Below are 14,031 nucleotides of genomic sequence, written 5' to 3' on the forward strand. Positions count from 1 at the left end.
TTCGTAATTCGTAATTCGTAATTCGTAATTCGTAATTCGTAATTCGTAATTCGTAATTCGTATTTACAAGACTTTTCAAGTAATTGAACTACACTACTCCCTACTCTGCGTCTCAGTCATTATCAAGTTTCAAGATGGTTCTGGAGGGTTGAGGCGATAGCCCATACCATAGACAGTTTCAATCCAATCGGCTGCTGCTAATGTTTGCAAACGTTGGCGAAGTTTACGAACTAAAACGGTGATTGCATTGCTTTCTGGCTCACTACCCCACTCCCATACGGCTTGCTCAATTTGGTGGCGAGTCAAAACTTGCTTAGGATGACGCATGAAATACTCTAGCAACTGAAATTCTTGGCTGGAAAGGGATACAGTCGCCCCTTGTCGCTCCAAAATTAGTCTATCGAGATGAAGTTCGAGGTCTGCCAAGCAGAGGGTGTCTCCTTGCCAAAGGGGCGATCGCCTCCTCAATGCCCGCACCCGTGCCATGAACTCCACGATATCAATCGGTTTGACGAGGTAATCATCAGCTCCGGCATCTAATCCTATGACTTTATCGGGTGTGGTATCTTTTGCCGTGATCATTAATACCGGAGCTGTTTTTCCCGCCGCCCGATACTGTTGACACAAACTCACTCCACTAATCCGAGGTAACATCCAATCCAAAATCAGCAGGTCATATTCTTTTTCAGCCAAAAGCCATTGAGCGGTTTCACCATCCTTGACACCATCGACGCTGTGTCCAGCCTGAGAGAGAACCATTTGCAGCGGCATTAATTGCTTGGGATCATCCTCTACCAGTAAGATTTTCATCACCTTTATACACTTGTGCTTGTTTAGAATAATGCATTGAAGCAATCTCAACGTCTTTCATCAGTCAGATTTCAGAGGATTGTCTACCCCATTAGGATATAGATGAAGTGTGACCTAGCAAAATCAGAAGCAGGTGTAGTGTGTGGCGTATTAGTAAACGTTGGCTGCAAGGGCTAGGATTAGAGTTTTGGTTGCCTCTACCACTGGTAGCGGTTGTGTTTTGGCTTGGCTGTAATTTCCTAGCTGCTCAAGAGTTAAGCCGACCCTACTCCACAAAGAAAAAACTTCAGTCAGATACTCAACTTGAAGCACGGGTATCAGTCAATGTGTTGCTCATTAACGCCGCCGTCAATCGAACTAAAAGAATTACCCAGGTAGAAGTGGAAACAGCAGACCCCATCTTGAAGCGGTTGGAATTAGAACTTCCAACAATAGAATTCAGCCAAATAGAAGCGACAATTGCCCAAGAACTAGGTCTACCCCGTGAAGATGTTAGAAAGTTAGTGCGCTATGAGATTGTGGAATAACATAATAATAGTTGCGATTGAACACCTCCCAATTTGCACGCTGATTCCTTGTCCTTTAGTTGCTTAATTTTTATAAAAATGGAATTTGATTTTAATAATTTAGAGCCATTATTAGCGACTTTAACTAATCTTTTTGCAAACGCTGGCTCTGCAAAACAGGTAGCGGTACTTGCAGAGGCGACGGCCAAGATTGTGCAAACAGATTATGACAACTGGAACGGTGGAACTGAAATTTATAATTTCTACTTAACAATTCCTGATTATCTAGTTAGCCAAATTGCTAATGATCAAGAGAACTTAGAGAATGAAATTCTGGAAAAGACATGCTATGTGCTAAGACCATATATGACAAATTGGTATATTAAATGCGTTGTTATATCACCGACGCTATCAAGTGACTCTCAATGGAGAGAAAAAGCAAAAGCATGGATAGGGGGGCAAGGTATCACTAATCAAGGTCGTGTACGTTCAGACAACATTGCAAATAAGTCATGTGATGGATTGTTATTCCGGTCTCAACCCGAAATATATTTGTATCAGGCGTTTAAGGCTCTTGGTGTTTCCTTTGCACCGCTTCCGGTATTTATTCGAGGAGGTAAAGATTATCGCCGTATTGAACCAGATTTTGTAATTATTAAAGATGGACTAATAATGATTATCGAGGTTGATGGTGATACTGTTCATCGAGAAACGCCTGCGGAAGCCCATACTCGTTTAACTATGCTCACTCACGAGGGAGCTATTTCAGAACGGGTATTAGCAAGTGAATGTAGCACACCTGAAAATGCTAAAAAATGTGCATCTCAATTACTGGAAATCCTTAATAAGAGAAGAAAAGCGTAATCACTCAAACACTATGTTATTAATTGATTAAATAGCCATCTACCCCTCCTTATTGAGAAGTAGATTACCATATTCTCGAATTAGTAGAATAGATTAAAAAACCTATGGTAATGATTAACTAAATCTCAATCCTTCTATTGATGTGTTTTCTACTATTATCTTTGCTATACCAGGTATAGATGCTAAATAGAAAATCCAGACATCACCAGTATGTTCACTATATGTCCAATCTCCTAATGGTTCACCTTCAGTAGTGGTGACTTTGTATATTTTTCCTGGAATCAACGATATATTTATAACCATAATTTGTTAATACAGAATTTGATACAGCTATTTTAGGATTTTAATAGATTGTTTAACTAATTATCATTTATACAATAAAATTTCAGTTTACAAAGGCTTATTTTTGTTTCTTATTTGCGCCCAATTTTATAAACAAATCCCTGATTAACACTATTTAGGCATTAATTATAATCTATGCCTTGTCAAATTCTTCATCATTCATATCTGGGATTTAGCCTAGACTTGTGTATCTAATGAAGTAGTCGTAGTTTGATTAATGCGTTCTGCCTTGGTTTTCAATGTTTGGTTCATAGCTTCAAACCCTTGGCGAACGTCGATATTTAATCGACGAGCCAACAGAGGTACTAGTAAACCCTGGAAAGATTCTTGCTGAATGAAGCAGACGCGTAGGCGTAGCCCGTCGTAGACATCGCTTGCTAACGGTTCAATGATAAAGCTATGTTCAACGTCAAATAACCCTGGTATCAAAAAGTGCCATAACCAGCGCAGTTTGCGATTAGGTTCTACCGTAATCACCGTAGGTCGAAAGGTCACAATATCTCTACCCGGAGGCTGAAAGTGAACGGTTAGCTGTGCCCCTTCACTCAGCAAACCACTAATTTGACGAATAAACAGATTCCAATGTGGAAAACTAGCAAAATCAGTGAGTAAGTTCCAGACTTGCTCATCGGATGCCTGAATTTCAATTTCAGTGTAGATTTTCATGGGTATGAGTTGATAGGAAAACCAAAATTAAAACGGTTATTCATGCTAAAAACAACCCCATGTATTCTAGTCCTAGTAATCGACTAAACCAAACATTACGGGTGAAGGTAGGTAGATAAAGTAGGGGAAGCAGGGGGAGAAAATAACTTGATTTTCTTACCATAAAATAAACCATACAAAGTTTCTTTGGTAGACCACAAGGAAACTAGATTGTTTCTTGTAAAACATAATGAATACTATTCGTAGAAAACTCACGTTTTAACAGCAAAATATGGTGGTTGTTAGACAGTTCTGAAGCATTGGTGTCAACTTAAGCTCAAATGCATGTCCCACAGGCGTTTTACCCCCCTTAATCCCCCCTTGTCAAGGGGGGAAACAGGAAATTTGTTCCCTCCCCTTGACAAGGCTACCGTGTACACACAAGTCGAATTTCTTCTTAAATCCCAAACATTACCTACTTAATCGCACTGATGGTTAGGGTGGGGTAAAACTAAAGCTAAAACCTTAGTAAATCAGATTTCAGGTAAGGTTTTGAGAATTTATGCAATAAATATATTGATTTCGGGTGGTCATTTATTGATTTCAGGTGGTCGTTTATTGAATTCGGGTGGTCGTTTATTGAATTCGGATAGTCATTTATTGATTTCAGGTGGTCATTTATTGAATTCGGGTGGTCGTTTATTGAATTCGGGTGGTCGTTTATTGAATTCGGGTGGTCGTTTATTGAATTCAAGCAGTGGTTAGGGTGGGGTAAAACCCAGATTCTTGAACAACTTCAGACTTGTGTGTACACCGTAGCCTTGACAAGGGGAGGGTTAGGGTGGGGTGATGCGAATGGTGATAGGAAGGCAGAGAACTGAATATCACGTCATTACAAGGGTTTCACGTTAAGTTGACACGTATGGTTCTGAAGGAACTACTGACCTTGAACAACCAGGACGGAACATGGAGCGTGATGAACTACGTGATTGCTCACACTTCCTGCTAAAAGTTCGGCAAATCCTTTAAGTCCTCTACGACCAAGCACAATCAAATCTGCTCCCCAACTCCGGGCTAAATCACAGATGTTAGTACCAGGATCTCCTGTTTGATAACTGGATTCTGCCATAATGCCTAGTATTTTCGCTTTCTGATAGTACAACTGGAGTAAACTTTGTGCCTGTTGTGTTTCTATTTCCAGGTCTACTAAATTCACAGTGAGTTGATTAGAAGCTGCTAGCTCAATGCTGTGACCAATCATTAACTGAGCAGCATCTCTTTGGGCTAACTCCAGCGCTTTTATAAACACTGTTGCAGTCGCAGGTGAATCATCAACCGCCACCAAAATCTTCTTAAAGCTCATATCCAACTCCAATAATCAATTACTTCATTTACATTTGTTGTCTTTTAGCTTGAGGGACAAATGTGATTTAAAAGTGAAATTAGGTAGATAAACGATTTATTCACTTTTCGTTCACATTCATCAGCAATCCTAGAAAAAAGCGGATAAACGAAACTAACCTAACTGAGGTTTCAAACGAATACCTAAACTAATACAGTTCCAACTCACACTAGAAAACTATAGTTTTTTCCTATTTGGAAATTAATAAAGCTTCGTTTTAAACTTACTGATTTTTATAGGATATGTTGTTATGAATTTATGTCCAGTTAAAAATGCAATCGGTGTCATTTCTACCCGTCAGGCAGTAACACAGGTGCTTGATGAACTCAGAGCAATTGACTTTCCTATGCAAAAAATTTCTGTGTTCACTTTAGACTCTGAAGACGAAAAATTGCACGAGGATACTAATGCGGATAAACATCCCATAACTCCTATCGAAGGTGCTAAAGCAGGTGCAATTACAGGAGGAACAACCGGAGGTTTTCTGGCACTAACAGCTGGACTTGGCGTATTAATTATTCCCGGTTTTGGCCCGGCATTAGCGGTTGAATCTGTGGTGGGTACACTGCTAGCGGGTGGAGCGAGTGCGATTTTTGGCAGTGTTTATGGTGCATTTCAAGGTTGGTTTGCTCCCGAAAGGCAAGCTAGACTCTGTGAGCCAACCACCTGCCAAGAAAAATTTTTGGTGAAGGTAGAGGGAACAACAGATGAAATCTGGCAAGCAGAATCGATTCTCCGTGACTGGGGTGTGCGGGAATGGCATATTTATGAACTTAGCAAAAGATTCTCGTAATAACACCAATTTCAAAAAAGAAAGATACAGATTCAAACAGAGAAATCCAGATTAAATCTGTTAATTACTAATTATTTTTTGGAGACGAAAATGACAGCAGATACGATCGCTACAAATACTTTTGCCCAGACAACAAAAGATTTACTCAACTATGAATGGCATACTCTGGGTGAAGAAAAGGTTGTGCAAACCTTAGCCAGCCATCCAGAAGCAGGTTTGACCCATGAAGAAGCTACCAAACGACACCAGCAAATGGGTGCAAATCAACTGACTGGTAAAAGTGGAAAAAGTCCTTGGCTACGTTTTTTAGAGCAATTTAATCAACCACTCCTATATATTTTGCTGACGGCGGGAGTGGTGACGCTGCTGCTGCGAGATTGGCTAGATGCGGGAGTAATTTTTGGTGTCACCCTGATTAATGTCATCATTGGCTACATTCAAGAATCGAAAGCAGAAGGTGCGATCGCTGCTTTATCCAAAGCTGTCACAACCGAAGCAACTTTGATTCGCGATGGTCAAAAAACCCGTCTGGCTTCGACTGAACTTGTTCTGGGTGATTTGGTATTGCTGGCATCTGGGGATAAAGTACCCGCCGATCTGCGGTTATTAAGTGTGCGTGGGTTGCAAGTTGACGAGTCTGCCTTAACAGGCGAATCCGTTCCGGTTGAGAAAGCAACGGCATCGCTGGCTGTCGAAACACCGTTAGCCGAACGAAGCAATATGGTGTATGCAGGAAGTTTCGTCAGTTTTGGACAGGCAGAAGGGATTGTAGTAGCGATCGCAGATGCCACAGAAACCGGTCGCATCTCGCAGTTAATTGAAAGCAGCACAAATCTGAAAACACCGCTGACGCGAAATATTAACAAGTTTAGCAAAAGCTTGTTGTATGTCATTTTAGGTTTAGCTGCCCTGACATTTGCAGTCGGATTAGGACAAGGCGAATCTTGGATTGATGTTTTCAAAGCGAGTGTGGCTCTGGTAGTCAGCGCGATTCCCGAAGGATTACCTGCGATCGTTACCGTCACTTTAGCGATCGGAGTTTCCCGGATGGCACGACGTAAGGCGATTATTCGCAAGCTACCTGCTGTGGAAACATTGGGAAGTACCACTGTTATTTGCTCTGACAAAACTGGGACGTTAACTGAGAATCAGATGACGGTTCAAAAGATTTATGCGGGTGGACAACATTACACCGTTAGCGGTATTGGTTATGCCCCAGACGGTGAAATCCTGATCGATCAACAACCTGTTGATTTCAATGCAGATGGACATGTTGCTCTTTGGGAATCCCTGGAAGCAGGATTGCTCTGCAATGATTCTCATATCGAATGGGGAGATGGACAGTGGAACTTAGTAGGAACCCCAACTGAGGGAGCATTGATTACGGCTGCCAATAAAGCGGGATTGACGCAAGCCAATCTAGAGCAAGAATTACCTAGAATAGATACCATTCCCTTTGAGTCTCAATTCCAATACATGGCGACTTTGCATGAATTGGATGCAAAGCGATCGCTCAATGTCATTTATCTCAAAGGTTCTGTAGAGGCAATTCTCCAACGATGCGATCGCATGTTCGATGCTCAAGGAAAACTCGCTCGTCTCAATCCTGCCGCAGTGGAACAGGAAGTTGCTGGTATGGCAAACCAAGGGTTACGAGTGCTAGCTTTTGCCAGCAAAGAAGTTGCCAGTAAGCGATCCTTGGATCGTAACGATCTCGATCGAGGACTGGTGTTTCTGGGACTTCAAGGCATAATCGATCCGCCGCGTGAGGAAGCGATCGCCGCAGTCAAAGCCTGTCAATCTGCTGGAATTCAGGTAAAAATGATCACTGGGGATCATGCACTAACAGCAGCTGCGATCGCCCGTCAAATGGGAATTTGCTCGACTGAAGCACAAGTTTTCACCGGACAGCAATTAGCTCAGATGGATGAAAATGAATTCACCCAAGCGGCTGAGGAAGGTATGGTTTTTGCGCGAGTTGCTCCAGAACAAAAATTGCATCTGGTAAAAGCATTGCAGTCTCAGGGTGAAATTGTTGCCATGACTGGAGATGGTGTCAATGATGCTCCCGCTCTCAAACAGGCAGATATTGGTGTAGCGATGGGCATAGCCGGGGCAGAGGTTGCCAAAGAATCGGCGGATATGCTTTTAACTGACGATAACTTCGCTTCAATAGAAGCTGCTGTGGAGGAAGGACGTGGTGTTTACCGCAACTTACGAAAAGCGATCGCCTTCTTGCTGCCGATTAACGTTGGTGAATCCATGACAATTTTGATTGCCATTCTCCTGGCAACTGTGCTTCCCATCTTACCAATCCAAATTCTTTGGTTGAACATGGTTAGTTCAGTAGGGTTGATTGTTCCCCTCGCTTTTGAGCCAAAATCTGGACAGGTGATCGAGCAACCACCACGCAACCCTAGAGAAAAGCTTTTATCAGGTAGTTTACTTAAACGCATATTAGCGATTTCTGTTTTCAATTGGGTGGTAATTTTTGGGGTGTTTCAATGGATACTGCAAACTACAGGCAATGAAGCCTTAGCTCGCACAATGGCGATTAATGGATTGGTGGCAGCAGAAGTCTTTTACCTGTTAAGCATTACCCAGTTTTTACCATCTCTAGTCGTGAGAATCCAAGGTAAACGCACACCTGTAGCCTATGCACCTGCGATCGGAATTGTGGCTGTGGTGATTTTACAATGTCTGTTTAGTCAGTGGAGCATGATGAATCAAGTGTTTGACACCACACCTTTGACATTTATCCAAGCTCTTATTTGTATGGGTGTAGGTTTGCCAGTGGTATTTATAGCTCTCATCTTGCAGCGTTTCGATCCGCTCAACTAGGGATATAGGACTTTTTTGGTAGTTTCATCCAATGCCAGATGATTACGTTAGAGCTACACCCAAATAAATTAAAAACTCCATCAGTACATTTTACTAGGTATGATATTTGATCTGCAAGCATTTACTTAGTAATAATCAGCTATGACTCAGAACTACCGCATTACTCTACTCCCCGGCGATGGCATTGGCCCTGAAATTATGGCAGTGGCGGTAGATGTGCTGAAAGTCGTAGGGAAGCAATTCGATCTGAAGTTTGAATTCCAAGAAGCTCTCATCGGTGGTGCAGCAATTGATGCCACAGGCGAACCCCTACCATCTGCCACTCTAGAGACTTGCCGTAATAGTGATGCTGTATTACTCGCAGCGATTGGTGGTTATAAGTGGGATTCTCTGCCATCCGATTTACGCCCAGAAGCAGGTTTGTTAGGACTGCGTGCAGGTTTAGGATTATTTGCCAATTTGCGCCCAGCGAAAATTTTGCCCCAGCTAATCGACGCCTCAACTTTGAAACGCGAAATTGTCGAAGGCGTGGATATTATGGTGGTGCGCGAACTCACTGGTGGGATTTACTTTGGTAAACCTAAAGGGATTTTTGCTACAGAAACCGGTGAGAAACGCGGTGTAAATACAATGGTTTACACCGAATCAGAAATTGAACGCATTGGGCGAGTGGCCTTTGAAACAGCCCAAAAACGCGGTGGAAAACTTTGTTCAGTAGATAAGGCGAACGTATTAGAAGTATCTCAGTTGTGGCGCGATCGCATCACCCAACTTTCTCAGGAATATCCAGATATCGAACTCTCTCATTTATATGTAGATAATGCTGCTATGCAGTTAGTACGCGCTCCCAAACAGTTCGACACTATTGTTACAGGCAACTTGTTTGGTGATATTCTCTCTGATGCTGCTGCCATGCTCACAGGTAGTATTGGGATGTTACCCTCAGCTAGTTTGGGTGCTTCTGGCCCTGGTGTATTTGAACCAGTTCATGGTTCCGCCCCAGATATTGCTGGACAGGATAAGGCAAATCCTTTAGCACAGGTTTTGAGTGTGGCGATGATGTTACGCTACGGTTTAGACCAACCAAAAGCAGCAGATCGCATCGAACAAGCCGTATTGCAAGTTTTAGAACAAGGCGATCGCACCGGAGATATAATTTCTCTAGGAAAAAATCTCCTTGGTTGCCGCGCTATGGGAGACTCACTCATCAAAGCTATGGAACAAAAATAATTTTGTATAGCAACTTGGGCAATTTGGCAACCTTTGCTATAAGTTTCGGGTAGACTAAAGGGAAATCTAGCAATCAAATAACAGTCGATAGTGTACGCATTACGACAAGGTCAAGTAAATTTTACCGCCCCAAAGAACCAATCGCCTTTGATTGATCCCTCTGTAATCAGAGCTGCTGGGCAGATATACTATACTCACTGTGAAGTCCATCCCGAAATAGCTGGGCAACCTTCCGGTGTAGCAATTAATCGTGTGACTCATCGAGGCAAGGTTATTTTTACTAACCAGCCAGTTCTTTTACCTCAAGAGTGTTTTGTGCCCTTAAGTCAAATTGAATCCCACATGTATTAGTCATTGGTCATTGGTCATTGGTCATTGGTTATTAGTTATTGACAAAGGACAAATGACAAAGGACAAATGACAAAGGACAAATGACAAAGGACAAATGACTGTATGGACATTTTGTTCGCCATCCCGGCGAGTGTAATGGTCTTTGCTTTGGGTGCATCTATTGGTAGTTTTCTCAATGTTATTGTTTATCGCCTACCTGCTGGGTTGTCAATTCTTTGGCCGCCTTCCCGTTGTCCTAAATGCTTAAACCAGCTAAAAGCTTACGACAACGTACCAGTATTTGGCTGGATTTCCTTAAGAGGGCGGTGTCGATATTGCAAAAGCAAAATTTCTGTCCGTTATCCCGTGGTAGAAGGGGTAACGGGCATAATTTTTTTACTAATTTTTTTGGTATTTCAAGTTTCGACTTTAACAATAGGCTATTGGGCTTTTTGCAGTTGGTTATTAGCGCTATCACTCATCGACTTAGATACAATGACCCTACCCAATCCACTTATTAAGTCGGGTTTAGTGGTGGGAATTTTGTTTCAAATGGTAGTTGGTTTTCTACCAGAGGGTAGTTTTGTGGCACTAGTAAATCACCTTATGATCGCTATAGTTGGCGCAGTATTAGGCTTATGGCTGTTTGAGGCGATCGCCCTATTGAGTTCAATTGCCTTTGGTAAAGAAGCAATGGGTACAGGTGATCCCAAGTTAGCAGCCATGATGGGAGCCTGGTTAGGCTGGAAATATTTGCTCTTAGCTAGTTTTATTGCCTGTGCGTTGGGAGCAGTAATTGGTATCGGTATTTTGATTATGCAGCGATCGCGACAAAAATTAGGACAAAAGATACCTTTTGGGCCTTTTCTGGCTTTAGGATCTGTGATTACGCTGTTTAGCGGCGAAGCCATTTTGTCTAGCTACCTGCGGTTATTTTTTCCAGCGTCTTGAATTGAAGTAGGGAGCAGAGGAGCAGAGGAGCAGGGAAGATGAGGAAGACAAGGGGATAAAGGGAATAACCATGCCCAATGCCCCATGCCCCATGCCCTTTCATAAAAAATATTTATAATTCGTGACTGTAACCAACATTACCCCATCCGCCCTTCACATTTTGATAATATTCAGCTTGTGACTTGTATTACCCTCTTAACGACGATTAACCGTTGGCAAGTACAACTAGTGCAACAGATGCTGATTGTTCAGAACCCAGCAATACAAATAATTGATTAGGGTGGGAGGGGGAGAGCATCTTATTTGGAGGTTGGTATTCTCATGGTTTTGTCACTACGTCCATATAATTAAGTCTGCTGAAAAAAAGAGCAAGAGACTTGTATTGGTATAAGTATTTTCGTTAAGCTGGCAACCAAAGACAAAAATTAAGGTCTGAATTGCTTAAAAACGTAGTTTAACGATGTATTCATAAGTCATTTGTCTTTACTAATGATTTATGACTAAGCACAACCAATACGGTTTGACATGTTTTCGACCTCATACCCACTTAAAATAAAATAAAAAATGGCTAACAACGAAGAATCACGTGGTTTAAAGTCTCTATTTGATTGGTTTGCAAATCGAAGGAAGTCAGGATCTACCAGCCTCGAACGCCAAGAGCGTGAAATTGCTGATGGTTTGTGGCATAAATGTTCTAAATGTGGCGTGTTGGCATATACAAAAGACCTGAAAGCCAATCAGATGGTTTGTGTCGAATGTGGTCATCACAATCGCGTAGATAGTGATGAGCGCATCCGTCAATTGATAGATAACAATACCTGGAAACCGCTGGATGAGCATTTGCGTCCAACCGACCCGTTAGAATTTCGCGATCGCAAACTCTACAGCGATCGCTTGCGGGAAACACAAGATAAAATTGGCTTAATAGATGCAGTTAGAACTGGTTTAGGTCAAATCAATAGTTTGCCCATTGCCCTTGGGGTTATGGACTTCCGCTTCATGGGTGGTAGTATGGGTTCCGTCGTGGGAGAAAGACTCACCCGGATGATTGAGCAAGCCACTCAACGACGCTATCCTGTAGTTATCATCTGTACCTCCGGTGGCGCGAGAATGCAAGAAGGTATGCTCTCTTTGATGCAGATGGCGAAAATCTCCGCAGCCTTACAGCGCCATAAAGACGCCCGATTATTATATATTCCAGTTTTGACCAATCCGACAACGGGCGGCGTTACCGCTAGTTTTGCAATGTTGGGCGATATAATTTTGGCAGAACCCAAGGCAACCATTGGTTTTGCTGGTCGGCGAGTGATTGAGCAAACCCTGCGGGAAAAACTACCCGAAAATTTCCAGACTGCTGAAGATTTGCTCCAGCATGGTTTTGTTGATGATATCGTACCCCGTACCCAATTAAAGAACACCCTAGCCCAGCTGATTGCTCTACATCAGCCTGTATTAACAACACCTCACATGGTCTTGTGGGAAACAATGTCCTTGACTTCTACCGTGGCAGAATAAAGTTTGGGGCATTGGGGATTGGGCATTGGGCATTGGGCATTAGGAGTGCTGTTAGCGGAAAGCTAAGGTTTAGCCCGTGCTGAGTTAGGAGTTAGGAGTTAAGAGTTAAGAGTTAAGAGTTAGGAAGGAGTTTTGTTTATCTCCTTGTCCCCTTGTCCCCTCATCTCCCCGCTCCCCTGCTCCCCTGCTCCCCTGCTCCCCTGCTCCTTCACTCCCCACTCCCCACTCCCTAACCTCTTTGCTCTTGGAGAAACATGAGCGGAACAAGGGCTACTAGTCGGAATACACCAGAGAGGACAAACAAGCTTAGTAAACCTCCAGACTGGGAAAATTGGACGATGAAACTGCCTATAGTTGTGCCCAAAGCGCCACTTACTCCAGCAACGGCAGCTGCGATCGCAAAATAGATAGACTGATTTTTAGTTGGTGCGATCGCCAATTGTATATTGTTGTTGCACAAGTCAATTGCCGCCCAAGTCCCTCCAATCAAGATGTGTAACAGTGGCAACCACAGCCAGATGTCAAGGCGATTAACACTAATCCCCAGCCACAGAAATGGTGTAGCTGCAACCAAAATCCCAATAGAGATGAGGATGGGACGATTGCCTATCTTGTCTGCTAATTTTCCCCAGAGGATAAACATCAGCAAAGTCGCCCCCGCCTGAAAGCTGTTGTAGATAGTCACGTAGCTCACATTCAAATCCAGCGTATCGAGCATATAAAGGTTAAAAAAAGGACTGCTGAGGTTAACAGCAAGCGTCCAAAAGCTGAAATACAGCAGAAAAATCAAAAAGTTAGAGTTTTTCCAGATGCTGTTAATTGACTGGTCTTGTGGTGGATGAATTGATTGAAGGACTTTAGAAGATTCATCTTTTGCAACCTCTGATTGAATCTCACTTGGGGTTAACTGGCCATAATAAGTGTTTTGCGATCGCGGATTCATATCCACCTGGAAATACTGGCACCCTAATCCTATAATCCCAAACACAACGCTTACCAGTAAAACTATCCCATAACCTTGTAGAGATCCCCCATACCAATGTGATACAACTAGACCGGCAATTGGTACGCAAACTAAAGTGCTAAGGTTAGCAGCACTATTGCGTGTCCCAAAAAACCTGCCTCGTAATTGCCGGGGAACTATCATTGCTACCCAACTGAGCCACGATGCGCTTCCTAGTCCTCCCAAAAGATTGCTGAATAGAACAATCAAGAGTGTCAATATGACTAACTGGTGAGCATCAATCACTCCCAAACTGGCGCTGACAATACCAATTACTAAAATCAGCCATATCAGCCGACCAATTCCGTGTGTCCGAAGCAAATATTGAAAGCGGCTGGTGCTGCGTTCAGACAAGTAAGCACCCAACGGCTGAATGAGATTGACCAACATGGGAATAGAAGACAGCATCCCAAATACCACTGGACTAGCACCCAACTCCACTAATAAATTGCTGAGTAAAATCCCGCCAGTTCCAAGAGAGTAAACCGATGCTAAGACAGCATCCCCAGTGGAGGCTTTTAAACTGGTGCGAATAGTATCCTTAGAAATTCGAGAGTTTGAAGAGATTGCTGTTGGTGGTAAGGCAATCTGGGTAAATTCCAGAGTCAGTGGCGCAGTTGTTTCAATCTGAACAGAATCCATCAACATAAATTATGGGTGAAGTATCCTCGGACAAATCAGGTTGGAAAGGAACTCAGTATGCTTGAATTAGCATTGCTGATAATTTTTCGTTATTTTAGCTTGCAATTTTCAGCCAAAATTTCAAATAAGTAAAATATCATTCCTTAATAACACAAGG

At 42.7% G+C, this 14,031-nt stretch carries 12 protein-coding genes; 8 read left to right on the forward strand and 4 right to left on the reverse strand.

The annotated features are described in order from the left end of the window. Positions 1-129: 129 nt before the first annotated feature. Positions 130-810 (reverse strand): two-component system response regulator RppA, encoded by a 681-nt coding sequence (gene rppA / locus RMX89_RS14650; RefSeq protein WP_322689440.1) that lies wholly within the window; start codon positions 808-810, stop codon positions 130-132. Positions 811-950: 140 nt separating this feature from the next. On the opposite strand from rppA, the gene RMX89_RS14655 reads away from it, so the two are divergent. Then, the gene (locus RMX89_RS14655) at positions 951-1,337 is read left to right on the forward strand and encodes a hypothetical protein (RefSeq protein ID WP_104909998.1); all 387 of its coding nucleotides are present in this window, start codon (positions 951-953) and stop codon (positions 1,335-1,337) included. Positions 1,338-1,415: 78 nt separating this feature from the next. After that, entirely contained in the window at positions 1,416-2,180 is a 765-nt protein-coding gene (locus RMX89_RS14660; protein WP_322689441.1) for a hypothetical protein, read from the forward strand. 519 nt (positions 2,181-2,699) lie between these two features. On the opposite strand, the gene RMX89_RS14665 is transcribed toward RMX89_RS14660, so the two are convergent. Both RMX89_RS14665 and RMX89_RS14670 read right to left on the reverse strand, forming a co-directional pair. Then, positions 2,700-3,188 (reverse strand): SRPBCC domain-containing protein, encoded by a 489-nt coding sequence (locus tag RMX89_RS14665; RefSeq protein ID WP_322689442.1) that lies wholly within the window; start codon positions 3,186-3,188, stop codon positions 2,700-2,702. A 916-nt stretch (positions 3,189-4,104) separates the two neighbouring features. Then, on the reverse strand, positions 4,105-4,530 hold the full coding sequence (locus RMX89_RS14670; protein WP_322689443.1) for a universal stress protein: 426 nt from the start codon (positions 4,528-4,530) through the stop codon (positions 4,105-4,107). Between the two features lie 289 nt (positions 4,531-4,819). Between RMX89_RS14670 and RMX89_RS14675 the strand changes: the two genes are divergently transcribed. From RMX89_RS14675 to accD, 6 genes are all read left to right on the forward strand, one after another. Beyond that, entirely contained in the window at positions 4,820-5,362 is a 543-nt protein-coding gene (locus RMX89_RS14675; protein ID WP_322689444.1) for a hypothetical protein, read from the forward strand. Positions 5,363-5,452: 90 nt separating this feature from the next. Further along, a complete protein-coding gene (locus tag RMX89_RS14680) occupies positions 5,453-8,203 on the forward strand; it encodes an HAD-IC family P-type ATPase (protein ID WP_322689445.1) in 2,751 nt (916 codons plus the stop codon). Between the two features lie 141 nt (positions 8,204-8,344). Further along, positions 8,345-9,433 carry a 3-isopropylmalate dehydrogenase gene (leuB, locus tag RMX89_RS14685; RefSeq protein WP_322671803.1) on the forward strand — a complete coding sequence of 363 codons (1,089 nt, stop codon included), beginning with the start codon at positions 8,345-8,347 and terminating at the stop codon, positions 9,431-9,433. Positions 9,434-9,523: 90 nt separating this feature from the next. After that, entirely contained in the window at positions 9,524-9,784 is a 261-nt protein-coding gene (locus RMX89_RS14690) for a hypothetical protein (protein WP_094347451.1), read from the forward strand. A gap of 102 nt (positions 9,785-9,886) precedes the next feature. Continuing rightward, on the forward strand, positions 9,887-10,714 hold the full coding sequence (locus RMX89_RS14695) for a prepilin peptidase (RefSeq protein WP_322686358.1): 828 nt from the start codon (positions 9,887-9,889) through the stop codon (positions 10,712-10,714). Positions 10,715-11,278: 564 nt separating this feature from the next. Next, positions 11,279-12,229 carry an acetyl-CoA carboxylase, carboxyltransferase subunit beta gene (gene accD / locus RMX89_RS14700; protein WP_322689446.1) on the forward strand — a complete coding sequence of 317 codons (951 nt, stop codon included), beginning with the start codon at positions 11,279-11,281 and terminating at the stop codon, positions 12,227-12,229. A gap of 229 nt (positions 12,230-12,458) precedes the next feature. Here the strand turns inward: accD and RMX89_RS14705 are convergent, their stop codons facing one another. Then, on the reverse strand, positions 12,459-13,874 hold the full coding sequence (locus RMX89_RS14705; protein ID WP_322671800.1) for an MFS transporter: 1,416 nt from the start codon (positions 13,872-13,874) through the stop codon (positions 12,459-12,461). Between the last annotated feature and the right edge of the window lie 157 nt (positions 13,875-14,031).

The organism is Nostoc sp. DedSLP04, assembly GCF_034530775.1.
Lineage (GTDB): Bacteria > Cyanobacteriota > Cyanobacteriia > Cyanobacteriales > Nostocaceae > Nostoc.

Coding starts and splice junctions, on each gene's coding strand:
- rppA (WP_322689440.1), bottom strand. CDS start 810: ATGAAAATCTTACTGGTAGAGGATGATCCCAAGCAATTAATGCCGCTG.
- RMX89_RS14660 (WP_322689441.1), top strand. CDS start 1,416: ATGGAATTTGATTTTAATAATTTAGAGCCATTATTAGCGACTTTAACT.
- RMX89_RS14665 (WP_322689442.1), bottom strand. CDS start 3,188: ATGAAAATCTACACTGAAATTGAAATTCAGGCATCCGATGAGCAAGTC.
- accD (WP_322689446.1), top strand. CDS start 11,279: ATGGCTAACAACGAAGAATCACGTGGTTTAAAGTCTCTATTTGATTGG.
- RMX89_RS14695 (WP_322686358.1), top strand. CDS start 9,887: ATGGACATTTTGTTCGCCATCCCGGCGAGTGTAATGGTCTTTGCTTTG.
- RMX89_RS14670 (WP_322689443.1), bottom strand. CDS start 4,530: ATGAGCTTTAAGAAGATTTTGGTGGCGGTTGATGATTCACCTGCGACT.
- leuB (WP_322671803.1), top strand. CDS start 8,345: ATGACTCAGAACTACCGCATTACTCTACTCCCCGGCGATGGCATTGGC.
- RMX89_RS14680 (WP_322689445.1), top strand. CDS start 5,453: ATGACAGCAGATACGATCGCTACAAATACTTTTGCCCAGACAACAAAA.
- RMX89_RS14705 (WP_322671800.1), bottom strand. CDS start 13,874: ATGGATTCTGTTCAGATTGAAACAACTGCGCCACTGACTCTGGAATTT.
- RMX89_RS14675 (WP_322689444.1), top strand. CDS start 4,820: ATGAATTTATGTCCAGTTAAAAATGCAATCGGTGTCATTTCTACCCGT.